Here is a 22,715-nt window from a genome sequence, read left to right on the forward strand (position 1 = left end):
CATCGCTCGACAGCGCATTTGACGCCATCATGGCAGACGAGGAGCCGCCAGAATGACGGCGCCTTCTCCAAACAGGACGCTTGACTAAGACCTAAATCGTGGTACCCCCAATTTCGAATTGGCTGCGAAGCCGCCAACACGAAATCGGCTCCCCCACTCCCCGGCGCTGCCGGTCGCTTCAGCGATCCCTGACATCGTCATCCCCTATCCGGCGCCGCTGATCGTCTTTCACATAGGAGATCAGACGATGACCCACGAACTTGAGCGCCAGATCGAAGAACTTCGTGCCGAACTGCGTAACGCTGTCGATCCTTGCGAGCGCCGCCAGATCGAGACGGAACTCGATCTCGCACAGGCGGAACTGACACTGGCGATTGCCGAGACGGATGGCAGCGCCGATGCGGAGCCACCGTTCTGAGGGGGAGGCCTCAAGTCGCGTCGTGTGCGTCGCGAGCTACCGAAAGATCTCCTGTCGATCCGATTTCATTGACATCAGGGATGGTGCGTCCCGCGCGTCTGGCTGCAACCTGATGACGCCAGAATTTTCCCCGCTTATCGCTCCTCGCGCATCAAAATTCAGTTGCTATCAGGTCCTTCGCTCCGCTTCGGCCCTGCGGGTGCAGCCCTCCTTCCTTGTCCGCTCTTCATCCCCGCAATGAACCGCAATCAACAGGAGATCCACGATGCACCAGCTCGCAAAATTCCTCAGCGCCACCGGCCGCCGTCTTCGCACCCTTGGCAAGGTGGTCAGTCACCTCTTCCGCAAGGGCAAGCTCGGTCTGAAGATCGCCATCAAGATTCCCTTCTTCGTTGACGTTGAGATTAACATCGATACCGAATGGGAACGGCGCCAATGAGCGCCGTTGGCTCGGCCCTCACCGGCCGAGCCGTCCTAGCACCATGGTTCACGACGACCTGTCCAGGTGCGCGCCAATCCTTCGGAGACGAGAATATCGCCGAGGCTATGGCCATGGCGAACAAGAACCCGGAGGGCGCGACCGTAGCGATCCTTGTCACGACCCGGCCACGCCTGCAATTCGAATGGACCCTGGTTCACCAGTTCGACCAGCCGCTGGGTCGCGCGGTTACCGAGAGCAAGTTCCGAGGCGCATTTGGGCTCACTGATCTCGGGTGCATCGATGTCGGCGATCCGGATTTTCGTGCCGCCGATCCACAGCGTATCGCCATCGATAACGCAGGCGGTTCGATGGCCGCCGGTGCATTTTCCAAACTTTATAGAAGCCACATTCGATGCGGCAAGTGTGACCGTTGGAGGCCAGACTTCCAGGGCGACGGCACTTATGATGCCAGAGATCATCGCGAGGATCGCGAGATTGCGTTGCCTTCTCTTTTTCCGGAAGAAAAGCCGGAGATCATGCGAATGTGCCAAACGTCAAATGCTCCAGTTTCATCATCGTCGATGTGTGGACTTGGGTCAGAGGCCGCAAGAGATCGCCGGTCGTCAGTGACGGGCTGCCGAGGGGGTGACACGGTATCCGCGGCTTCGCTTCTGTCGAAGAAGATCGAGGAAGGCTGCGACAGCGTCTCGCTCTCGGGTAAAACGCTGGACCTTCATCTGGCCATGCGCTCCGATCCGGCCCCAGCGGCGTGTCAGGCATACCTCGCCGAACAGATTCGGCTCGATCGTCATGGCATAGAAGCGAGCCATGTTGCGGGCTTCGTCCGTGCGTTCGACATAGAGCTGATAGGGCTGGATGAGCATGCCAGCATAATCGCTCGGGCGCCAAAGTTCGTCCAACGAGAGATATGAATCGATGATGTCTGACCGATTCATTTTCGTGAAGTTCCGCTGAAAGATGGGCGGCACGCCTGCGGCGTACAGCTCTATTCGCCGAGGCGAACGGAGCCCTAGGTCTCCGCCCCATTTGGGTGACGATCTTCCCGCAAACACCAGACCAGACGTCTTCTGTGCAAATGGGCGTCGATCAATATCCGAGGTAGCCGAGGACATCTCCGCCATAGAACTCTCCGCAGTCGTCGGGAAGGCCAATCACGTCTCCACTTTCTTTATCGATCAACGCGCCGTCGCAGTCGCGAAGCACCGCATCGACGCAGTGCTTTCGGCATTCTTCAACCGCTTCAGCTGCCGTCACCTGAGCTTCGCATGCTTCCCAATATCTCATCGCCCGTCCTCCATTGATCTCATGACGGTCTGCTGGTGCCGGAGAAGTTCCTGTGAAACCTGTTCTCACCGACACAGGCCATCATGTCCTCGCGGCGGAACCAGACGGCGCGCCCGCATCGAAGCGGTGCATTGCCCGCGGTGAAGACGATCTGTTCGTCGGCGCGCATGCGCAGAACCTCATGCGGAAGGATCAACGGCCGGCGGTTGAGTTGCTTCGACCGCGATCTCGACGATCCCCTCATTCCGGACGAACGATTGGTTTGGTCGACCTCCACCGTCGTGTCGCCACAACGCTTGGAGATGTAGTCGGCGGTATCGGGATCGTTGATTGCCGAGAAAGAAATCCAGGATGCGGATTCGAACCACTTGCTCGTCGCATCACGCCCGCCATAAGCCTCACGCATCTGGCCGAGCGACTGGAAGATCATCGTCAGCGTGATGCCGTATTTGCGGCCCGCGTCACGCGCGGTTTCGAGGATGCGCAGATAGCCGAGACGCGCCACCTCATCGAGCAGGAAAAGGGTGCGACCCTTCACGTCACCGTTGCGGTTATAGATCGCGTTCAACAGCGAACCAATGACGACGCGCGCGAGCCCCGGATGGGCTTCCAGCACTTTCAGATCGAGCGCGATGAAAATGTCGGTCTCGCCGTTTGCGAGATCGTCCGTCGAGAAACTGTCGCCGGAGACCAGAGCGGCATAGTTGGGGTAGGAAAGCCAGTGGGTTTCCTTCACTGCATTGGCGTAGACACCGGAAAACGTCTCCGGCGTCATGTTGACGAAGACGGCGACATTTTCCTTCACAAAGTTGGACTCCGACCCCTCGTAGATTTTCGTCAGACGTGCCCGAAGCTGCGGCTCGGGTTCGGAAAGGTTGGCTCGGACACGACGCAAAGTCTGGTCTTTTTCAGCCGTGTGCCCCGACAGGCAGACGTCCGCGATCAGCGCCGTCAGCAACTGCATCGCCGAGGCTCTGAAGAAGTCGTCTCGGGCGGACGCGGTGCGCGCATTGTCGGTCATGATCCACGTGGCGACAGCAACAATATCCTCTTCCTTGGTATTGCCATGACGGCCAATCCAGTCGAGCGCATTGAAGCCGACAGCCGACGCCATGGGATCGACCACGATCACCTTCCGGCCAGCCTGGCGCCGGTGCTCGCTGACCATCGCTGCCACCTCGCTAGACGGGTCCAGAACAACGAGACCACCGCCCCATTTGAGCGCGGTCGGGATCGTCACCGAAGTCGTCTTGAAACCACCGGAACCGGCGAAGACGATGCCATGCGACGAGCCGAAGGAACCGTCGAAGCAGAGCAGCGGCGATCTGCCGCCGGCACCCCAGCTTTTTTGATCGTCAGCACGGAACGGCATGGCGGCAACGCTGTCGCGATCGACGCGATAGCGCTCACCGATAACGATGCCGCCGGGCTCGGGAAACAGCTTTGCCGCCTGCTGGATCTTCATCCAGTCGGCTTCGCCATGCACGGCGCGTTTGCCGCCAATCCGGCGAGGGCCGCCGCTTGCAAAGGCCGCATTGCCCTTGATGGCGACGCGAAGCGCGAAGACGCCACCCAGGAAGGCGAGACCCGCGCCGACCACGGTCGCAGGATCGGCATAGGCGAGAACCGATTGTCCGGCCGGTACGTTCGCGGCGATGCCGGTCCGACGGATCGTTTCCCGCACGATCGCGATGATGGTGGTCACGCCGCTTCCGGCAAGCACGCTCACACCGGCGGTCTTGATATTTGTCGAACCGTTGGCAGCGAATAGCGCGACGACGCCGATCGCGGCGGCCGCGAGATAAGGCAGGGCGAGACCGGCCCTTCCGAGCAGCAGCTTCGCTTGCGCCGATGTTCCGAGCGCCGCCAGCCGATGTTCCATGCCTGACGACAGTATCATGGCGGCGAGCATGATTGCTGCCGGCAGGATTGCCAGAAGCAGCCTATTCGGCGTCATTGCCAAAGGCCTCCGCACCGATTGCCGCCAGTCGAGCCTTCTCCGTCTCGTCGCCCCTGATCCGCTTGCTCGCGTCGATCAGAAGGCCGAGCAACAGAGAACGCTTCTCGTACCGCAGTCCCGCCTTGACGATCAGGCCGCCGAGTTCGATCTTTTCGCGCGTGTCCTTTTTGCGCGCCTCTGTCGTCGTTGATTTCGCCATTCGCTCAAGCCTCAACAGTCCCGCCCGCATCCGCGCCAGACGGCTGTGCCGTGGACGACCCGCTTTCAGCTCGGTCGTCTCCGGTGTTCTTCTTCCCGGTCGCACTACCTTTGCCTCCGCGAAACCGTTTGGCGGTCTCCTCGAAGGCCGCTTGAAGCTCGGCTTCGTCGATCTCGATTTCTCCAAGGCCGGCCTTCAGCGCGATCCGTCCGATGCGTTCGGCTTCACGGGTCTCGGCCTGCCTGAGCTGATCCTGCAATCTGGCGATTTCTTCCCTGATTTTCGATGATGGTTTCTTCATTCCGGTTGCTCCTCTGAACTCTGGGCGTTGCACTCGCGACGCCCAGAGTCTCCCGGATGTGCAGAAAAGGACATCTGCAGATCTGCAGATCGCCAATGGCGATGCTTTGGTGAATGATCCCGGCCGTTCCGAAGGAATGGCTCCAAGGGCGCAATTATACGTCGCGATGCGACGTGTTGCTCATCGCCCCGGGCGGCGCCGTGTGGCCCCAGCCGCTCCGGACGAACCCGTTCGAACCCTGGAGTTTCCTTCGCCGTGGCCATTGCCCATTTCTCAGCCAGCATCGTCAGCCGTGGCTCGGGCCGCAGCGTCGTGCTGTCTGCGGCCTACCGCCACTGCGCGAAAATGGAATACGAGCGTGAGGCCCGCACCATCGACTACACCCGCAAGCAAGGCCTGCTGCACGAGGAGTTTGTATTACCCGCCGGTGCCCCGAAATGGGTTCGCTCCCTGACCGCTGATCGTTCTGTCTCCGGAGCGTCGGAAGCCTTTTGGAACAGGGTCGAAGCTTTTGAGAAGCGTGCCGATGCGCAGCTTGCCCGTGACCTGACGATTGCCCTGCCGCTCGAACTGTCGGCGGTGCAGAACATCGCCCTGGTCCGGGATTTTGTCGAGAAACACATCCTCGCCAAGGGCATGGTCGCGGACTGGGTCTATCACGACAATCCCGGCAATCCGCACATTCACCTGATGACCACGTTGCGGCCGTTGACGGAGGAGGGGTTCGGCTCGAAGAAGGTCCCTGTCGTCGGCGAGGACGGCCAGCCGGTCCGCACGAAATCCGGCAAGATCCTCTATGAACTCTGGGCTGGATCGACCGAGGACTTTAATGTCCTGCGCGACGGCTGGTTCGAAAGACAGAACCATCATCTGGCACTTGCCGGGATCGATCTTCGCATCGACGGCCGCTCCTACGAAAAGCAGGGTATCGCTCTCGAGCCCGCCATTCATCTCGGCGTTGGGGCCAAGGCGATCGAGCGCAAGGCCGAACAACAGGGTGTTCGGCCGGAGCTTGAACGGGTCGAACTCAACGAGCAGCGACGCACGGAAAACGCACGCCGCATCTTGAAGAATCCTGCCATCGTGCTCGACCTGATCACGCGGGAAAAGAGCGTCTTCGACGAGCGCGACGTGGCCAAGGTCCTGCATCGCTATGTCGACGATCCCGCTGTCTTCCAGCAGCTGATGCTGAAAATTATCTTAGCCCCGGAGGTGCTCCGGCTGCAGCGCGACACGATCGATTTTGCGACCAGTGAGAAAGTGCTGGCGCGCTACTCAACGCGTGCGATGATCCGGCTCGAAGCGACGATGGCACGGCAGGCCATGTGGCTGTCGGCTAAGAAAACGCATGCCGTCTCCGAGGCTGTACTGGATGCGACGTTCAGGCGGCATGAACAGCTGTCCGATGAGCAGAAAGCAGCCATCGAGCGCATTGCAGCGCCTGCCCGCATCGCCGCCGTCGTCGGGCGCGCCGGGGCCGGCAAGACCACGATGATGAAGGCGGCCCGAGAGGCGTGGGAGCTGGCCGGATATCGTGTCGTTGGCGGCGCGCTTGCAGGCAAGGCAGCGGAGGGTCTGGAGAAGGAAGCCGGGATCGCGAGCCGAACGCTTGCGTCATGGGAGCTGCGCTGGAACCGCGGCCGTGACGTCCTGGACGACAAGACGATCTTCGTTATGGACGAAGCCGGCATGGTGGCGTCGAAACAGATGGGCGGGTTCGTCGATACCGTCGTGAGGGCGGGTGCGAAGATCGTGCTGGTGGGCGATCCCGAACAGCTCCAGCCGATCGAAGCGGGTGCCGCTTTCCGCGCGATCGTCGATCGCATTGGTTACGCCGAACTCGAAACCATCTATCGCCAGCGCGACGACTGGATGCGGAGGGCATCGCTCGATCTTGCGCGCGGCAATGTCGAAAGGGCTCTCGTTGCGTATGAGGGTCAGGCCAGGGTGCTCGGCTCTCGTCTGAAGTCCGAAGCCGTCGATCGTCTTGTCGCCGATTGGAACCGCGACTACGATCAGACGAAGACAACGTTGATCCTCGCTCATCTGCGCCGCGACGTCCGCATGCTCAATGTCATGGCTCGCGAAAAACTCGTCGAGCGCGGCATTGTCGGTGAAGGTCATGTCTTCAGAACGGCTGACGGCGAACGCCGTTTCGATGCTGGCGACCAGATCGTCTTCCTAAAGAACGAGGGATCACTCGGCGTCAAAAATGGCATGATCGGTCAAGTCGTAGAGGCCGTAGCAAACCGCATCGTTGCAACGGTGGGAGATGGCGATCAGCGCCGACAGGTTTTCGTCGAACAGCGGTTCTACAACAATGTCGACCACGGCTACGCCACGACGATTCACAAGTCGCAAGGCGCCACCGTCGATAAGGTCAAGGTGCTCGCTTCCCTGTCCCTGGATCGGCATCTGACCTATGTGGCGATGACCCGTCACCGTGAGGATCTGCAGCTCTACTATGGGACGCGGTCCTTCGCCTTCAATGGGCGCTTGGCCAAGGTTCTATCCCGAAGAAATGCCAAAGAGACGACGCTCGATTACGAGCAAGGCCAGCTCTATCGCGAGGCGCTGCGCTTCGCGGAAAACCGCGGCCTGCACATCGTCCAGGTCGCGCGCACGCTGGTCCGCGACCGGCTTGAATGGACTCTGCGCCAGAGGGCAAAGCTTGTCGGTCTCGGCCAGCGCCTTGGCGCTTTCGCCGCACGCCTTGGCTTCACCCAAACATCGAAGACCCAAACGATGAAGGAGACCGCACCCATGGTTGCAGGCATCAAGACATTTTCCGGCTCTGGTGCCGATACGGTCGGTGACAAGCTTGGCGACGATCCCGCCCTGAAGCGGCAATGGGAAGAAGTCTCGGCGCGCTTCGCTTATGTCTTTGCCGATCCCGAAACCGCCTTCCGATCGATGAACTTTGATTCTGTCCTGGCAGAAAAGGAGATGGCGAAGCAGGTCCTGCAAAGGCTCGGGGCAGAGCCGGAGTCTATCGGTCCATTGAAGGGCAAGACTGGCATTCTCGCGGGCAAGGTAGAGCGGGAGGCGCGTCGCGTCGCGGAGGTCAATGTCCCGGCCTTGAAGCGGGATCTTGAGCAATATCTTCAGATGCGCGAGACCGCCACAATGCGGCATCAGGCGGAAGAGCAGGCGCTGCGCCAACGGGTCTCGATCGACATTCCGGCGCTGTCGCCGGCAGCGCGTGTTGTGCTGGAGCGGGTGCGTGACGCTATCGACCGCAACGATCTGCCGGCGGCGATGGCCTATGCACTCAGCAATCGCGAGACCAAGCTTGAAATCGACGGGTTCAACAAGGCTATCACCGAGCGGTTCGGAGAACGGACGCTGTTGAGCAACGCGGCCCGCGAGCCCACTGGAGCGCTGTACGAAAAACTCTCCGAGGGCATGAATCCGGAACAGAAGGAGCAGCTGAAACAAGCTTGGCCGGTGATGCGGACAGCGCAACAGCTTGGCGTTCATGAGCGCACCGTCCAGTCGCTAAGACAAGCCGAGGAACAGCGTCTCACCCAGCGCCAGACGCAGGTGCTGAAGCAATGAGGCACAGGCGCATTCTTCAGTTTCTCGCGGCTGCCGCCGTCATCATGTCCGCACTGGCGGCGACGGCGTTCGCGGGCGGCTATCGGCTGAACCTGACCCCCAGCGAGCCGCTCGGCCTCTGGCGCATCGAGGAGCTCCAGCGTCCGGTCGCGATCGGCGATCTGGTGTTTTTATGCCCGTCCGCGACAGCCGTTTTCGAAGACGCGCGGCGGCGCGGATATCTGCGCCGAGGGCTCTGCGCCGGCGGAGTCGCGCCGTTGATCAAGACGGTCGCAGCACTTCCCGGACAACGTGTCGATATCACTGATCACGTGCTCGTCGATGGTCGCCTGGTTCCCGCATCGTCGGTGTGGCGCACGGACGGTGAGGGCAGGACGGTCAACCCCGATCCCGGCGGTGTAGTGCCGCCGCACCATCTGTTTCTTCACTCACCGTTTGCGAGTTCTTATGACAGCAGATATTTTGGTCCGGTTCCGGATTCCGATCTTCTCGGTCTGGCGCGGCCGGTCTTCACCTTCGATCCGTGAGCGGGGTGGCGACCACATGCCTGTTCGCTGGAAATCCCCTCTTCTGATCTTTGCGTCCATAGTGTGTGGGTGGATCGGCTGGAGCGGCGAGGTGCTTCTTCTCCCGCTCGCCATGTTCTTTCCCTGGCTCTGGTCAAAGGCGTCGTCGCGATCGATCGCGGCACTTGTAGCGGCGGGCTATTTCCTGGCGGCCTCCCGCGGGTTGCCGCAGGGCGTGGCCAACTTCTATAGCGCCGATCTCTGGCCTGGCCATCTGCTCTGGGTAACGGCTTCGGTTTCGTTTGCTGGCGTGCATGCTGCACTCTGGATGAGGCCCCTTGGTGAATTTGCCTGGCAGACCAAGGGCACGGATTCGGCCACCGCGATAGGTTATCTGCTCGCTATGGTGCTGAGCGGGCTGCCGCCCTTCGGCATCACCGGCTGGGCGCACCCCCTAACGGCTGCCGGGGTCCTGTTTCCCGGTTTGGGATGGTGGGGACTGTTCGCAATGGCGACCGGCCTCACCGTCATGACGACGAGGCTTTGGCCGGCCGCCGCCATCATCCTTGGAGGATTCTGGCTCTGGTCCGCCGCAACTTGGACGGGACCGCATCTACCTGATGCTTGGCACGGCGTCGACCTTCAAGAAGGGCAAAACCTTGGGCGTGACGCATCGCTTCCGTATCACCGTGACCTGATCGCAACGGTGCGCCGGAGCTTTGCGGGGCATCCGGACATGCGTGTCCTGGTGCTGCCCGAAAGCACGCTCGGCTTCTGGACGCCGACCGTCGCGCGTGTCTGGCGGGAAGGTTTGCGGGGCTCCGGTCTCACCGTCATCACAGGTGCAGCCGTCGTTGATCCCAAGGGCTACGACAACGTGCTGGTAGCGATTTCGGCGGATGCAGCAAATATCCTCTATCGCGAGCGCATGCCGGTTCCAGGCTCGATGTGGCAACCGTGGTTGCAATGGACCGGCCAAGGCGGTGGCGCGCGGGCCGACTTCTTCGGCAATCCGGTAGCTGAGGTTGATGGGACCAGGATCGCGCCCCTGATCTGCTACGAGCAGCTTATCCTCTGGCCGGTCCTCCAGTCGATGCTGCATTCCCCCGACATCATCGTTGCCATGGGCAACGGCTGGTGGACCGATGGCACGTCGATTGTTGCGATCCAGAAGGCGAGTGTAACCGCCTGGGCGAGGCTGTTCGGTCTGCCTGTCATCATGGCCTTTAACACCTGAGGAGATTTTTACGATGGTCGATGCCGCCCTGGTTCAACAATGCGCCGATCCTGGCCTGAAACCCGCCACTGTCGAGCAATTCATCGGACGCGCGGGCTCGCAGGACCCGCTCGCGATTACGGTTCGCTCAGGAAACCGCGTCGTGCTCGTGCCGAAACCAAAGACACCGGAAGAGGCACTGGGGCTGATCCGCGACAATCTCGGCCGTAACATCGTGCGCGTCGGGATCACGCAATATCCCGCCGGGCTTGGTATCCTGGAGGCGGGTCAGCTGAAGGCAGATCTTGTCGATGCGTGCGAGAACATCCGCATGGGCACCGCGCTGTTCGCAAAGGTCTACCAGATCGTCACCAAATGGTATGGCAATCCCACCGCGGAGGAAGTGCTGCCGCAGGTGTTCGACGATGCGATCATCGCGTGGCAGACTGGGTATTTCGAGGGGGTAGCGGTGTTTCGCGCGGACGACTCCGGTCAGATCAAGCTTGCTCCACCAACCGGTCGCAAGGAAGTAGAACCCCAGCCGAGCGATGGAGCAGACGCGACCTCTGTCGAGGCGTCAACCGAGGCTGTAGTAGTCAATCCGAACAATGCCGGCATTAGGGTCGATCTTTCCGGCATCGGTTCAAGACCTTGAGGGCGTTCTTCTGCAGATCTGCAAAGCAATTGTCGCTCTGCTCCCCTAGCGAAAACAACATGTGCCCTCTATAAGAAGGGGTAGAGCAGTACGCGCTGCTCCGGGGTGTGGAAACCCCTACTCAGCGGTTGATGCTGACCGATGCAGCATCAGAATCCTCTGGCTTGTGGCCGGGGGCCTGCGACGTATGTCCAGGCTCCGGCTAAAGGTCGTAGGACTGTCTGAGTACAGTTTCCAACCCCCGGCTTGGGATCAGAAGATTAACGTTGGCGGGGGCGCACCGCGGACGATACCTTGGTTGGATGGCAGATGGTTTCGGAAGATTCTCCGATGTTAGAAACATGTGAACTGCGCCCCGTGATTGGACTGACGCGTGGCCTTAACCGGACCGATGTTGAAATTCTCACCATCAATGCCGTCAGGCTCCACCGACAGCTGCTTGAAAGGGCGGATCAACTGTTCCAGGCGTTGCCGGACGAGTTCAAAACAGGGAAATCTGCAGGTGGAGTGCAGCATCTCCAGTACATCGAGGCAATGATTGAGATGCATGCCCAAATGGGCTCGCTGAACACGCTGGTCGGAATTCTGGGCTACATTCCGAAAGTAGCGGTCAATTGAAACCTCCTCAGATGAGCCCGGCGCGGACAGCGAGCGCAACGAGATGTGGCATGGAGTGAATTTCGAGGCGCTTCCGGGTCTCTTCGAGTTTGCTCTTTACCGAATTGTATTTGACGCCCTCTAAGTCTGCGGCTTCCTCCATGGTTTTGCCGACAGCAATCCAATTCAAGTAGGCGGCCTCTCTGGGGTCGAGCCAGTCGGGACGCTGTTCGTCCGGTGTCAGAGGCATCAAGGACATGCGGATATGAAGCTGGCCGACAGCGGCGGCGATCGGGTTAATATCTCGCTCGAGTCGGAGGGTTGTCAAATCGGATGCCAGTGTGAACATCGACGTCGACCCGTTCGCGGCTTTAATGGGAATTGTAATTCCTGATCGAATGCCAAAATCGGCCGCTAGGTCAAAGAATTTCCGCTCTGTCTTTGAAAGTCGCTGCCTTTCTTGCTCTCCGCTCCATGCAAAAGCCCGCTTCAGAGACTTGGCTCGGCTGACAACAGGATCAATGGCTTCAAATCTTCTTTTGAAATAGAGCGACCGCCATTCCGGGTGGTAGTTAGATGCGGCAACCGTATGACCTGGTCGCATGTAAAGATAAGCATAACCGCCGAAACCTGCTTGTTGAGCAAGATGTGTGAGAGCGTCCTTTAGCACATTTTCATCGCCTCGAAGTGCTGCAAGGTCAGTTAGATTGTCCAGCCAATGTTGCATTCTCTACTCCGGTTAGTGTCAAGTGGAACAGGTCATCGCTTATCCTTTGGCTCAAGATACCGTCTCCTGGCAACCCAAGATTGCAAAATCTTTCTATGGAACTTTCCGATGACGGCCAAGCCTTATACGAGCCTCCGGTCGCGCCTTGGGCAGCCGCAAACGGGAAAAGCGGGACTTCCCGATTTTCCGGCCACGTTCGAAAGAAGTTTCATCTCAGCCGGATTGAGTCGAAAAAGATCCCAGGCTAGCGCCGAGTTCCCGCCACTCAGATAGAAGGCGCCAGGAAATCAGCCAACCGCCGCCCCGTTCGACATAAGCATCTCTCTCGGCAATACCCCCAGGGAGTTTCAGTTCGAAGGCGGACAGGAGCACGCTGATATTGTTGGCGATCAAGTCGGCAAACCTTTTCATTCTTGCCTCATCGAGACGTTTCAACTGAGATGGGAGCGCTTCGGCGATTTGGCTGGAGAGCCCGCTGCGCAAACGACGTTGCGCGGCACCGGACGTTACTCCCATTGGCTCGACCTCACGCGGTTGAAGGCTGCTGACTTCCTCGTGAAGGGAGGGAACAGCTGTATGTGAGAACCAGCGCCTCGAATTCAGCGGTCAGAGCGCCTCAAGCGGCGGCACTTCTATGGCGCGGCAAGCGCTCGGAAATCTCACGCCATTCCTTGCGTTCATCGACCCCTTCCTTACGCTTGCCGAAGAATTGGATGACCATGTTTCCATTCGCATCATAGACCTCCACCGACGTGACGTGACCTTCCTTGGTCGGTTTGCGAACGACCCAGGTCTCGCAGATATGGTCGTGGCGCAGGTGTAGATGGAAGGTCGGATCGGAAATGTTGATCCAGGACCCGGTCGCCTCGACGTTAAATACGGCGCCGGAATGGATCTGGATAATCCCGTCGTTTGCCACGAAACACATGATCGGCAGGGCTGAGGCGGCGCAGGCACGCAGCATTTCGATGGTTGCAGCATTGTCGAGTTTCGTCGCATAGTCATCGCCCACCGTGCGAATGGCCGTCTGGCGACTGATCTTGAGGCGCCGTAACATTCCGAAGAATTCATGCGTGTCCGTAAGCTTGGCCCAGCTGTCGCGCAACTCCTCCCTGGCAACGTCGCCATGGTCGTGAGATTCGGTGCCAACGGGAATTGGCACGAATTCCTGTGATTGGTCAGGCAACATCAGTTCGGCGACGATGCGCTGATAGGCGTAAAAATTCGAGGCGGTCCGCAGATGGATCTTGTGAACCGCAGTCCCGCTCGCGTCGAAATACTGGAGACTGTAGCGTTCGGCACCAGGATCGCCTTTCGAAACGGCAAAGGCGTATGCCCAATGCGAGGGAAAAACGCGCAGGTCAATATTCTCACCGAGAACGATCGCATTGCGTTCGCCAATGGTGATGTTCTCGAAGACCCCGATCTTCTCGTGCACGGCGCTTTCGTTACGCGAGAGGACCATCACCTCGCCGAGTTCTGCCGCTCGTTCCAAAAGTTTGACGGCGCTAGCATCGATCCGCGTTGCGCTGATGCCGACATCAGCTGCAACAACCGCGGCTTCGGATATTCCGAGAACAGCGGCGATGTCGCGCTCGCGCATCTCCCGGTTTTTGAGGCGAAAGACACGTATTTCTCTCGGCGATCTTGTCACCATGTCACCATCCTCCGTGTTTGATCTCGAAATCTTGACGAACGTAGTTGAGATTATTGGCGGAGCGAAAGACGATTTTCCCTCGAAAATAGCCATCGGGTCGCCTGCTTGCATGGCCCGCGTCATCACGTCCGGGCACGCCGCCGATAGGCCGCAGCGCTTCGCGCGAGGCGTCAAAGGCGCGAATTCAACCAGGCTTGGCCTTCGTCAGAACCCAAGCGCTGTCAGAGCCGCATCGACCCGTTCTCTGGCTTTCTTCGGCAAATCGGCTTGCTTGATGACGTCGAGGTTGGACGGGGTGCCGCCGACGGCGACAACCGCGACCATTCCCATGCTGAAGTGTGGCGTGCACCTGAACACATAGGCCCCTGACTGATCGAGTTTGACAAGGATTTCCTCGTTGATCTTGCCCTGCGCACCCGCAAAGCCATTAGGCACCAAGCCCGGTATCGAGCCGGCATTGTGACCTTTATCGGCCGGCACGAACCTGATCGTGTCGCCGACATTGGCCCTTACGGCGCTCGGCTCGAACACCATGAACTGACCGTCGCTGCCTCGGTTAAGCATCTTGACCTCGAATTCAGCGCCCAGAGCGGGGCCGGCAAGAAGCGAAACTGCGAGGATACCGCGGCTCATGATTTTCAGCATTTTATAGATCCCTGCGCGACAGAACTTTAAAAAGAGGAGCATGCGCCGCGACGGTATCTTCGATACTTCAGCCGACCGGCGCGGCGAGCTTTACGCTGGCGTTCAACTAGATCGGACTGTCCGCGGCAGAAAGGACATTGTTCCCTCGAAAAACGGCACGAAACCGCGGTTGCGAGCCTGGTCTAGGCGTCGCGCCAATCGGTTCTTGTCGTTAAGGAGCAATGTCTCGGGCGATATCGAACGCGGATGGGTGGGCAAGGGGTGCCCGTTGAGACCACGCGATCCGTTGAGGCAAGCACCAGCCAATTGCCGGCATGGCTGCCGGCAGAACGGGCCGCAGCGCCCTTGCTCATCATCGCCGATGAGACGATCCGAAGCTGTCGGCAAGCCGAACGAAGAGACAGGCAGGCTGTCCGAATTCGAGGGAAAAAAGTCCTTTTTACCGTGAGCCTCGCGATGTAATCCCTCTCTGCAGGCATGCTAAACAACAATTCTTCGCTGAGCGCCTTGCTCAGACCATGCAGGCACCTATCCAATGTCATTTTTCCGCAATTACACTTTGCCAAGTCAAAACACGATCGTGCTGGCCGCTGGCCAGGCGCTCTTTACGGCTGCGGTGTCGGTCGATCTGACATTGACCGGCCTGACCGGTTATCAACTCGCACCTGACAAGGCGCTGGCGACACTGCCCTTTGCGCTCATCTCGGCAGCAGGAGCGATCGTCACCCTGCTTGCGTCCTATCTGATCGAGCGACTTGGACGCCGGATGGCTTTCATTGTCGGGTCAGCCGCATGCGCAGGCGGAGGAGCGATTTCGGTCTGGGCGGTCCTGCATGCCGACTTTTGGATATTTTGTCTTGGCACGGCGGGAGTGGGCATCTTTCAGGCATTCGCGGGCTACTATCGGCTTGCGGCAGCCGATGCTGTTGCACTGGAAGGCAAGGCCAAGGCGATCTCCTTCGTATTGGCCGGCGGCGTTGCGGCAGCTATCCTGGGGCCTCTCCTTGCCTCCTGGACCAAGGATATATTGCCTGCGATGTTTGCAGGATCATATCTGCTCGTCTGCGCCCTCGGTGTCGTGTCCGTGCTCCTGTTCGCCCTTGTCTTCAAGGATCAGAGGCACACTTCTCATGTGGAGCAATTCGAAGGGCACGCACGGCCGGTCGGCGTCGTCTTCATGCAGCCGATCTCCTGGGCGGCACTTGCAAACAACGTGATCGGCGGCGCCATCATGATGCTGCTAATGACAGCTGCCCCGCTTGCGGCTGTGGGCGCCGGCCATACAATCGATGATGGCGCGGGAATGATCCAATGGCATCTCATCGGCATGTACGCACCCTCGCTGTTTGCCGGTGCACTGATAAGACGATTTGGCTTGGCGCGAATCCTGATCGCCGGGATGGTGCTGACGGCAATCTGCCCGGCCATTGCGGTCAGCTCACTCCAGGTTCCGGCTTTTTATGTCGCGCTGCTGTCGCTCGGTGTGGGATGGAACTTCATGTTCGTTGGTGGCACCACCTTGCTGGCGCGTTCTTACCTGCCGGTCGAGCGCGCGAAAATCCAAGGCATTGCCGAGATGCTGCGCGCGGCTGTGACGGCGCTCACCTCCCTTGCCGCCGGCCCGCTGCTCGAGTGGCTGGGGTGGAAGGAGCTCAATCTCATTTGCGTGCCCCTCGTCGTCGTCGCGGTCGCCATGACGGCATATTGGATCCTGGATGAGAAAAAAGCGCTTCGCGCCGGCAGCTCGCTGGCCGGGCAACGACCCTAGATTCACCTGCGAGACGACGGCGCACATCCTCTCGGATCTCCGGCATATTTCTCACCCTGACGGCATTCCTGCGTCAAACCGAGCCGTCGATCCATTTGAAGCAGGCCCGGTCTCGGCGACGACTTTTGGGAGCTCTATGTCCTCCTTTCGCTCGCCAGCCAGGTCCAAAAATAGAAACCGCCAGCCACGTTGTCGTGGGCACCTGGCCTTCGGAAGGAATGCAGCATGAGACTTGCAAACAAGACGGCTTTGATCACCGGCGGCACTAGCGGCATCGGCTTGGCGACCGCAAAGCTATTCCTCGCCGAGGGCGCGCGCGTTGCGGTCACCGGACGCAACGAGACGGTGTTCGGACAGATCATCGCGGAACTTGGCAACGAGGCATTGGTGCTCAAGGGCGACGTCCGATCAATCGACGACATGCGTGCGGTTGCCAGACAGGTTAAAGAAAGGTTTGGTGGTCTGGACCTGGTCTTTGCGAATGCGGGCTACGCATTTCCGTCCCCCATCAACGACATCGACGACAGGCTCTACGATGACATCATGGACATCAACGTCAAAGGGACCGTCGTCACCTTGCAGGCAGTGTTGCCGGACCTGCGCGACGGAGCATCGTTCATCATGAACACGTCCTTCGTGGCCCAGACGGGCAAGCACGGTATCTCCCTGACGGCGGCTGCAAAGGCCTCGCTGCGGTCGCTCGCCAGGAGCTGGTCGTTCGAGTTTCTGGACAGGAAAATCCGGTTCAACGCTATCGCCCCCGGCGCGATCGACACGCCTTTGACAAGCAAATGGGGCATGCGGGCGGAGGAGCTCTCGAGCATGAAAAGCGAACTCGCCAAGTCCATACCCGTTGGCCGCTTGGGCTCGGCTGAGGACATTGCCCACGCGGCGCTTTACCTCGCAAGCGATGAATCATCCTATGTCGTCGGAACCGAGCTCGTCGTGGATGGCGGTGCATCGCAACTCTGAACCGTGAAGAGGATTTGCCGGTTATTCTGTCTGGACTGTCATTTGAAGTGTCGCCCATGAGGCGCCAGAAGAACGGGTCCGCCTTCGGCACTGGCAACGTGAATGCCAGTGCTAGCCGAGGCCGCCGTTCTGAGCAAGCAACTGAAGATCGTGACCAAAATCCTCATCGCTTGTGCCATAGGGCGCGAGCAAGCGGAGGCGGCCTTCGCGGTCAAAAACGAAGACAGTTGCGGTGTGATCGACCGTATAATCATCCGCCGATGCGCCCGGGTTAACCGTATAGGCAACCCGGTATCGCCGCGCCAAGGCGGCCAGTTCATTGTCTGTCGCGCTCAGGCCGGTCACGTTCGGTGCGAAGGACCCGACATACTGTTTCAACACCGTTTGCGTGTCTCGCTTGAGATCCACGGAGACGAAAAGGACGTTCACCTCGTCTTGTAGCGCCGTCTGCTTCTCCATGACCGAGGTGAGAGTGAGCAGGGTTGTCGGACAAATCTCCGGACAGAAGGTGTAGCCGAAAAACAGCACGACCAGTTTGCCGCGATAGTTCTGCGCCCTTACAGGTCTTCCCGTCCTGACGTCGATCATTTGAAAATCGAGATCAGGATACATCCGATCGACATCGACCAGGCGCCACTTGGAATTGCCTTTGCAGCTGCTCGCTAGAGCGCCGATAACGAGCGCGCAGAATGAGCGGCGGCTCCAGATTGGCATGACTGTCATTGGAGACCCCTGTTGGCCAGAACCTCGGTTCCTTCGTTCAGCCGCATGAAATTCAACACCAGCAACGCGCCGATAATGCTCATCATGGTGCTCGGAACCCACAGGATCAGGCCGGCATAGGTCTGATCCTCGAGACCGCTGATCGGCAGGATGCGTCCGCAGATATTGTAGACGGGGTAAATGTCCCGCTCCGCAAATACCACGCACGCACCCAGCAGCATTTGCGGGAACATCACGGCAATGACGGCGATGAGCCTTCCCCCGTAAGAGATCCGTGCGAGTGGCTTGGGCCGCGGATCGAGGATGAGTGCCCAGAACAAAATCCCGTCGATCGTCACGCTCCAATTCATGACGGTGTAGAGCGTTGGATCGAGCATGGCCCAGAAGTGGATCGATGGGATCGGCCAGAGATAGATCAAGGCGACGAAAAGAAACGATGCCAAGACGGGCTGCTGCAGGACGCCCATCAGCCTGACGAGTGCTCTGTGCTGCAACCTCCAGCGCACCCTTTCCGGCAGGCCTTCCCAGATCGCGGCGCCAGGATTGCTGAGCGCGATGAGGAAGGGACCGGTGTGGTGGAGAAGGAGATGTTGAAACCGATGGATGAAGAACATGTGCTGTGCCGCATAGTCCAGCCATGTCTGCATCGATGCGTAAATCAGGCCGACCCCAATCAGGAAAGCTGCCTTACGCCAGCCACTCGCGCTCACGGCAACGGGCAACCTTCGAAGCCCGCGAAGATAGAGCACGATGCCAATTGCACAGCTCAGGAAAACGCCCCAGGAAAATTCGTAGGGCATCCAGAGCGGCAGCGAGCCTGGATAGCGTTCCACCAGGATCGCCTCGAGCGCTCCGGCAAGCAGTATCAATCCGACGAGCTTGAGATCGGCATCAACGCGTGACGTCCTGGACGCATCCGACGCCCTAGCAATCATTGCAGCCATGCTCGAACCGTCGGAAGCACAATTCCGATCGCAATCGTGATGCACAGGAACAGCAAGGCTATTCCCGCCATCATGAACGCCTGCATCCTCATGAGTGCGGGAAGAGAAGGGTCGGCGTGGCGATCGAACAAGGCAGTCGGCTGATGGTCTTCCATCCGACCGGCGACCTCTTCGGAGAGGCTTTCGATCCCCTTCTTATCGCCGTTTTCTGACACCAAAATGGAATGCCTCGTCTTTCTGGTCTTTTGGACCTACCGGAATCCCGGCCCGTCGTGGCGCGGGTCGCCTCAGCAGCGACGGTCCAAGGGCAGGAATATCGATGCCGGAAAAACTGGTAAACGACATTCTCCCCTCAAATCCGGACATGTCCGGAGAACGGGCTTGCCTTGCCATACTCCGGAGACGAAGCAGACATCGGCCATTTTCACGTGACATCCGGCGGAATGAGAACGTCAGAGCCTGCCTTTGCCTGGGCTGCGGCTCCGACGGAGGATTGCGCAGTCGGATGGCCGATTTTCCGATCGTGCAAGATTGCGAGGACGCACGTGGCTCACTGCCCAAAGAGAAGACGGCAGCGCCAGCGATCAGAACGGCTTGAGGACGACGAGTGTGACGACGATGACCACGATGCAGATGATGCCGGCAGCAGCAAACCGGATTGTGGCGACACCGCGAGGTTGTTGCCCGAGGGCAAGGCGCCTGAGCCCACCCGAGAGCACGCCGTGAAGCGCGGACAGCACCAACACAAGAGCGATTTTCACGCTGAGCCACGGCTGTGAAAACCATTGGCCGGTCACCGCCAGCGCCAGTCCGAAGGCCCAGACCGTGAGCATTGCCGGTGTCGTGATTCTTCGGTCCCAGCGCCGGACCCGTGCGAAGAACGCAGCTCGGCCCGTCTCGGTCTGGCCTTGCGCTACCGCGCTGAAGGCGCTCGTCGTCACCGCAACGGTCAACATGCCGCCGACCCATGTGATCACGGCTGCGATATGGATGGCTTTTAGCCAGAGGTAATCCATCAGATTTCCCTAGATTGAGGATTGTCGCGTTGCCTGGCGTCTTGCCAGCATGCGATCGTTGTAAAAGCCGCCGAAAGGGATGAAGGCGGCGACGATCATTCTCGCGATCTCCGGGCCACGAAAATCGCCCCCGGAGACCGTCTGGATCAGGGTCCAGGCATAATAGACAAAGGCAACACCGTGGACCGGGCCCATGACCGCCACGGCGGTCGAGAACCCAAGGAGGTGCTTCAAGGGTACCGCGATGAAAAGGAGGGCGACGAGGGTTATCCCCTCGATCACGGAGGCCATCCGCATCCTGCGAACCTGTGCGAATTCCTCGGCAATATCCACTGATGTCATCAGCCAAGATCCTGTCTGAGTTTCCGGGACGACAAGCGCGAGCCCCGGCCGTCAGAAGCGACGACCGACGCCTTCAGAGCCGATATCGGCATGTTCTCTTATTGCGATCCGCTGGGCCTGACCGCCGCAAAAGAGCGCGTCAGGCCACCGCCATCGCTGCAGAGATCAGCGCTATCGACCGAATGGTTTATCGTCTCGTTCTCTCTACACCACGCCGTCGTGTGGAAAAATGACGCACTTCCCTCATTTTTGGTCGCAGTCAGATGCAGAACTGGAAAACAGGTGCTAGAGATGAAGGCCAATCGCCGCAGCGTTTGAGCAGTCCCGGGCTTTGAAGGATCCGACATGAACATGCTAGCCAAGATCGAAGACGAAACCCCGATCGTCACGCGCGATGTCGCCTTTGTCGTCTACCCGCAATTTCAAATTCAGGATCTGAGCGGGCCGTTGGCGGCATTCGAATGCGCCGGCAGACAGCGTGGCTGCGGCCCATACAGGCTCCACATCGTCTCACGGGACGGGGGCCTTGTCGTCAGTTCGTCGGGGTTGGCGGTTGCGACCGAAGCGATCCGGTCGGAACCCTACGATACGATCCTCTTTACAGGGGGAGACGTGCTGACCAATCCTGCGAACCTGGGGTTTGCGATTGACGGCACCTTCAGTAAAAGCCTCGGCAAAGCGCGGCGCATTGCGAGCGTCTGCACCGGTTCCTTTCTCTTGGCTGCCGCTGGCGTGTTGAATGGGCGCCGTGCCACAACCCATTGGAAATATGTTGGCCAGTTCCAGCGCACCTTCCCGCGTATCAAGGTCGATGGAGATCGCATCTTCACAAAAGACGGCGACATCTGGACATCGGCAGGTGTCACGGCGGGTATTGACCTTGCTTTAGCGATGATTGAAGAAGACCTTGGCGCCGAGGTGTCAAAAGCGGTCGCGCAGATACTGGTCGTCTATCATCGACGCCCGGGCGGACAATCGCAATTCTCCGCAATGCTCGATATGGAACCGGCGTCCGATCGTATCAGGACTGTGCTCACCTACATTCGTGAGCATCTGACGGAGACGCTCTCGACCGAACGCCTTGCCGACGTCGCTCATCTCAGCCCGCGGCAGTTCGGGCGTTCATTTTTGGCCGAAACCGGGGAGACGCCGGCCAAGGCCGTGGAACGTCTGCGCGCTGAGGTCGCGCGTGCGCGCGTCGAGCGCGGCGTGGAGCCGATCGAGGTGATTGCTCGCCATGTCGGCTTCACCGATCCAGAAAGAATGAGACGGGCCTTTGTGCGTATCTACGGACATCCGCCGCAAAGCCTGCGTCGCATGGCGGCAGAGCCGGTTTCAGGCGACCCGATCTGATGCCGTAAGGTCTGGTACGATTGAAATGCGTGCCATCGTGATATCTGCTCTCGAGGTATGCGATCAGATCGGCCCCAGTGCCATTCAAGCAAACTTGGGGCCTCTTCGCACGCGCCTGTCTCAGGTGGCTCGCTGATCGGTGCTCATCATGGCACGGAGCGTGTCTTCTATGTGCGCGACCTGCCTTGCGATCGGCTCAGGCACCTGCCTGCGGTGCTCGATGACGTCGGCTATATACTCAGCTGTGGCCTTTGCAGAGACATCAGTTGGCCAATCCGGCCCGACCGCCAGGAGTGATTTCTCCGCTTCTTGCAACTGCGTTTGAACCCCTTCAACAAACACGTCGATCTGTTGGATTTTTCTCGCGTCGGCCACCGATTCGCCTTCGATGCCCCGCAGCAGCATTGCATCGGCACCGATCAATCGATAGGTCTCGGCCATGATCTCGGCATAAGCCGAATGCGTATAGCTGCCGATGACCAGCGCTCTGCCGGCCACGGGATTTAAGATTTTCACCAGGCTATGCGCCGAGTTCCTCAGTCCGACGGTCTTGCGCACGTTCAGGAGCTTGGAAAGCTGCGGCGCAAAGACATCGATCGGAAGGAAATTGACACCATCGTAGACGTCGTCCACGTGACGGCGATGGGGAAGTCCAAGCGCAGAAAAGGTTTCCGCAACGGTCGTTCGTCCGGGATCGTGATCCAATCCGTGCACGATGACACGAATGCCTTTTTCGGCAAGAAGCAGTCCAAGCAGGGCCGTCAGGACGGGAAGCTTCCTTGCGCCGTTGTAACTTGGCAGGATGACTGTTGCCTGCCCGGACGTCGCAGGCGCAACAACTGACTGCCGCAACCGCGCGGCATCGTTAAAGCCGGCCATCTCCTCGGGCGTCTCTCCCTTTATGCGCATGGCGAGGCAAAACGCGCCGATCTCCAGGTCGGTCACCTCACCGTCGAGGATTTTTGCAAATAGGTCTTCCGCCTGCTCACGTGCAAGGGATCTGGCCCCGCGCGCGCCGCGACCAATCGTTTTGAGATAATGACTAATACTCATGATATCCACGTTTGACGAAGGGCGCGTGCGAACATCGCAGCCGCTTTGCTCGAGTTTGATGCATTGCCGGATTTGCGCAGATCCAAGACCCGTATCAGGTCACGGGCCGAAGTCGCCTTTGCATAAGGCGTCGACTTCAGCGCCTCGCAAACAAGCGGCGGCACTGTTTTGCCGCGTGATCGCCATGTCGCAAAAGACATTTTTCCCTCAGAACGCGCCACTGAAGCGCCGTCAACCCCATCCGCGCGCCATAAGTATCTGTTTGAATTGATAGATTCTACGTTCACTCGCGCCGACAGCGAAAATTCCGGCTGAACCGCGCACGATTGTTGGGAAAGCGCAAAACTCGTATATCGAGCCGCGATCCTAATATGTGGAG

25 protein-coding genes are annotated in these 22,715 nt (G+C 59.4%); 10 read left to right on the plus strand and 15 right to left on the minus strand.

What is annotated here, in order from left to right; genetic code table 11:
* Positions 1-247 precede the first annotated feature (247 nt).
* A complete protein-coding gene (locus ACIQJ2_RS36625; protein ID WP_400677739.1) occupies positions 248-418 on the plus strand; it encodes a hypothetical protein in 171 nt (56 codons plus the stop codon).
* Positions 419-683: 265 nt separating this feature from the next.
* Positions 684-857: a hypothetical protein gene (locus tag ACIQJ2_RS36630; protein ID WP_400677741.1), complete on the plus strand. Its 174-nt coding sequence runs from the start codon at positions 684-686 to the stop codon at positions 855-857.
* Between the two features lie 35 nt (positions 858-892).
* Here the strand turns inward: ACIQJ2_RS36630 and ACIQJ2_RS36635 are convergent, their stop codons facing one another.
* From ACIQJ2_RS36635 to traC, 6 genes are all read right to left on the minus strand, one after another.
* Positions 893-1,318 carry a thermonuclease family protein gene (locus ACIQJ2_RS36635; protein ID WP_400677743.1) on the minus strand — a complete coding sequence of 142 codons (426 nt, stop codon included), beginning with the start codon at positions 1,316-1,318 and terminating at the stop codon, positions 893-895.
* Between the two features lie 144 nt (positions 1,319-1,462).
* Entirely contained in the window at positions 1,463-1,795 is a 333-nt protein-coding gene (locus tag ACIQJ2_RS36640; RefSeq protein WP_400677744.1) for a WGR domain-containing protein, read from the minus strand.
* Between the two features lie 151 nt (positions 1,796-1,946).
* The gene (locus tag ACIQJ2_RS36645) at positions 1,947-2,114 is read right to left on the minus strand and encodes a hypothetical protein (RefSeq protein ID WP_400677745.1); all 168 of its coding nucleotides are present in this window, start codon (positions 2,112-2,114) and stop codon (positions 1,947-1,949) included.
* A 49-nt stretch (positions 2,115-2,163) separates the two neighbouring features.
* Positions 2,164-4,101, minus strand: coding sequence for a Ti-type conjugative transfer system protein TraG (traG, locus tag ACIQJ2_RS36650; RefSeq protein ID WP_400677746.1), 1,938 nt, complete (start codon positions 4,099-4,101; stop codon positions 2,164-2,166).
* Complete coding sequence (traD, locus tag ACIQJ2_RS36655; RefSeq protein WP_400677747.1) at positions 4,088-4,303, minus strand: type IV conjugative transfer system coupling protein TraD; 216 nt, start codon at positions 4,301-4,303, stop codon at positions 4,088-4,090. Before traD ends, traG begins: the two co-directional genes overlap by 14 nt.
* Positions 4,304-4,307: 4 nt before the next feature.
* Positions 4,308-4,604: a conjugal transfer protein TraC gene (traC, locus tag ACIQJ2_RS36660; RefSeq protein WP_400677748.1), complete on the minus strand. Its 297-nt coding sequence runs from the start codon at positions 4,602-4,604 to the stop codon at positions 4,308-4,310.
* 255 nt (positions 4,605-4,859) lie between these two features.
* Here traC and traA point away from each other — a divergent pair, with 255 nt between their 5' ends.
* The 5 genes from traA to ACIQJ2_RS36685 all read left to right on the plus strand — a co-directional run bounded on the left by traA (position 4,860) and on the right by ACIQJ2_RS36685 (position 11,157).
* A complete protein-coding gene (gene traA / locus ACIQJ2_RS36665) occupies positions 4,860-8,162 on the plus strand; it encodes a Ti-type conjugative transfer relaxase TraA (protein WP_400677749.1) in 3,303 nt (1,100 codons plus the stop codon).
* The gene (traF, locus tag ACIQJ2_RS36670; protein ID WP_400677751.1) at positions 8,159-8,689 is read left to right on the plus strand and encodes a conjugative transfer signal peptidase TraF; all 531 of its coding nucleotides are present in this window, start codon (positions 8,159-8,161) and stop codon (positions 8,687-8,689) included. The genes traA and traF overlap by 4 nt, the downstream gene beginning before the upstream one ends.
* 16 nt (positions 8,690-8,705) lie before the next feature.
* Positions 8,706-9,905, plus strand: a complete 1,200-nt coding sequence (locus tag ACIQJ2_RS36675) for a conjugal transfer protein TraB (protein WP_400677753.1) — start codon at positions 8,706-8,708, stop codon at positions 9,903-9,905.
* A gap of 13 nt (positions 9,906-9,918) precedes the next feature.
* Positions 9,919-10,539: a TraH family protein gene (locus tag ACIQJ2_RS36680; protein ID WP_400677754.1), complete on the plus strand. Its 621-nt coding sequence runs from the start codon at positions 9,919-9,921 to the stop codon at positions 10,537-10,539.
* Positions 10,540-10,848: 309 nt separating this feature from the next.
* Positions 10,849-11,157: a transcriptional repressor TraM gene (locus tag ACIQJ2_RS36685; RefSeq protein WP_400677756.1), complete on the plus strand. Its 309-nt coding sequence runs from the start codon at positions 10,849-10,851 to the stop codon at positions 11,155-11,157.
* A 7-nt stretch (positions 11,158-11,164) separates the two neighbouring features.
* Here ACIQJ2_RS36685 and traR read toward each other — a convergent pair whose 3' ends face one another.
* The 4 genes from traR to ACIQJ2_RS36705 all read right to left on the minus strand — a co-directional run bounded on the left by traR (position 11,165) and on the right by ACIQJ2_RS36705 (position 14,165).
* Positions 11,165-11,863 carry a transcriptional regulator TraR gene (gene traR, locus ACIQJ2_RS36690; protein WP_400677758.1) on the minus strand — a complete coding sequence of 233 codons (699 nt, stop codon included), beginning with the start codon at positions 11,861-11,863 and terminating at the stop codon, positions 11,165-11,167.
* Positions 11,864-12,076: 213 nt separating this feature from the next.
* Entirely contained in the window at positions 12,077-12,274 is a 198-nt protein-coding gene (locus tag ACIQJ2_RS36695; RefSeq protein ID WP_162751806.1) for a hypothetical protein, read from the minus strand.
* A gap of 205 nt (positions 12,275-12,479) precedes the next feature.
* Positions 12,480-13,520 (minus strand): hemin-degrading factor, encoded by a 1,041-nt coding sequence (locus ACIQJ2_RS36700; RefSeq protein WP_400677760.1) that lies wholly within the window; start codon positions 13,518-13,520, stop codon positions 12,480-12,482.
* Positions 13,521-13,724: 204 nt separating this feature from the next.
* Positions 13,725-14,165: a pseudoazurin gene (locus tag ACIQJ2_RS36705; RefSeq protein WP_113379953.1), complete on the minus strand. Its 441-nt coding sequence runs from the start codon at positions 14,163-14,165 to the stop codon at positions 13,725-13,727.
* A gap of 535 nt (positions 14,166-14,700) precedes the next feature.
* Here ACIQJ2_RS36705 and ACIQJ2_RS36710 point away from each other — a divergent pair.
* Complete coding sequence (locus tag ACIQJ2_RS36710) at positions 14,701-15,933, plus strand: MFS transporter (RefSeq protein ID WP_400677761.1); 1,233 nt, start codon at positions 14,701-14,703, stop codon at positions 15,931-15,933.
* A 225-nt stretch (positions 15,934-16,158) separates the two neighbouring features.
* Positions 16,159-16,905 (plus strand): SDR family oxidoreductase, encoded by a 747-nt coding sequence (locus ACIQJ2_RS36715; RefSeq protein WP_400677763.1) that lies wholly within the window; start codon positions 16,159-16,161, stop codon positions 16,903-16,905.
* 111 nt (positions 16,906-17,016) lie between these two features.
* Here ACIQJ2_RS36715 and ACIQJ2_RS36720 read toward each other — a convergent pair whose 3' ends face one another.
* The 4 genes from ACIQJ2_RS36720 to ACIQJ2_RS36735 all read right to left on the minus strand — a co-directional run bounded on the left by ACIQJ2_RS36720 (position 17,017) and on the right by ACIQJ2_RS36735 (position 19,930).
* Positions 17,017-17,628 carry an SCO family protein gene (locus ACIQJ2_RS36720; RefSeq protein WP_400677765.1) on the minus strand — a complete coding sequence of 204 codons (612 nt, stop codon included), beginning with the start codon at positions 17,626-17,628 and terminating at the stop codon, positions 17,017-17,019.
* The gene (locus ACIQJ2_RS36725; protein WP_400677766.1) at positions 17,625-18,572 is read right to left on the minus strand and encodes a cytochrome c oxidase assembly protein; all 948 of its coding nucleotides are present in this window, start codon (positions 18,570-18,572) and stop codon (positions 17,625-17,627) included. The genes ACIQJ2_RS36720 and ACIQJ2_RS36725 overlap by 4 nt, the downstream gene beginning before the upstream one ends.
* 584 nt (positions 18,573-19,156) lie before the next feature.
* Positions 19,157-19,588, minus strand: coding sequence for a CopD family protein (locus ACIQJ2_RS36730; RefSeq protein WP_400677768.1), 432 nt, complete (start codon positions 19,586-19,588; stop codon positions 19,157-19,159).
* A gap of 9 nt (positions 19,589-19,597) precedes the next feature.
* Positions 19,598-19,930: a DUF3817 domain-containing protein gene (locus ACIQJ2_RS36735; protein ID WP_400677770.1), complete on the minus strand. Its 333-nt coding sequence runs from the start codon at positions 19,928-19,930 to the stop codon at positions 19,598-19,600.
* A 345-nt stretch (positions 19,931-20,275) separates the two neighbouring features.
* Here ACIQJ2_RS36735 and ACIQJ2_RS36740 point away from each other — a divergent pair, with 345 nt between their 5' ends.
* Positions 20,276-21,283 carry a GlxA family transcriptional regulator gene (locus ACIQJ2_RS36740; protein ID WP_113379961.1) on the plus strand — a complete coding sequence of 336 codons (1,008 nt, stop codon included), beginning with the start codon at positions 20,276-20,278 and terminating at the stop codon, positions 21,281-21,283.
* Positions 21,284-21,403: 120 nt separating this feature from the next.
* On the opposite strand, the gene ybiB is transcribed toward ACIQJ2_RS36740, so the two are convergent.
* Positions 21,404-22,336: a DNA-binding protein YbiB gene (gene ybiB, locus ACIQJ2_RS36745; RefSeq protein ID WP_113379962.1), complete on the minus strand. Its 933-nt coding sequence runs from the start codon at positions 22,334-22,336 to the stop codon at positions 21,404-21,406.
* Positions 22,337-22,715: the final 379 nt, after the last annotated feature.

The organism is Rhizobium sp. NPDC092011 (assembly GCF_044756305.1).
Taxonomy (GTDB): Bacteria; Pseudomonadota; Alphaproteobacteria; order Rhizobiales; family Rhizobiaceae; genus Rhizobium.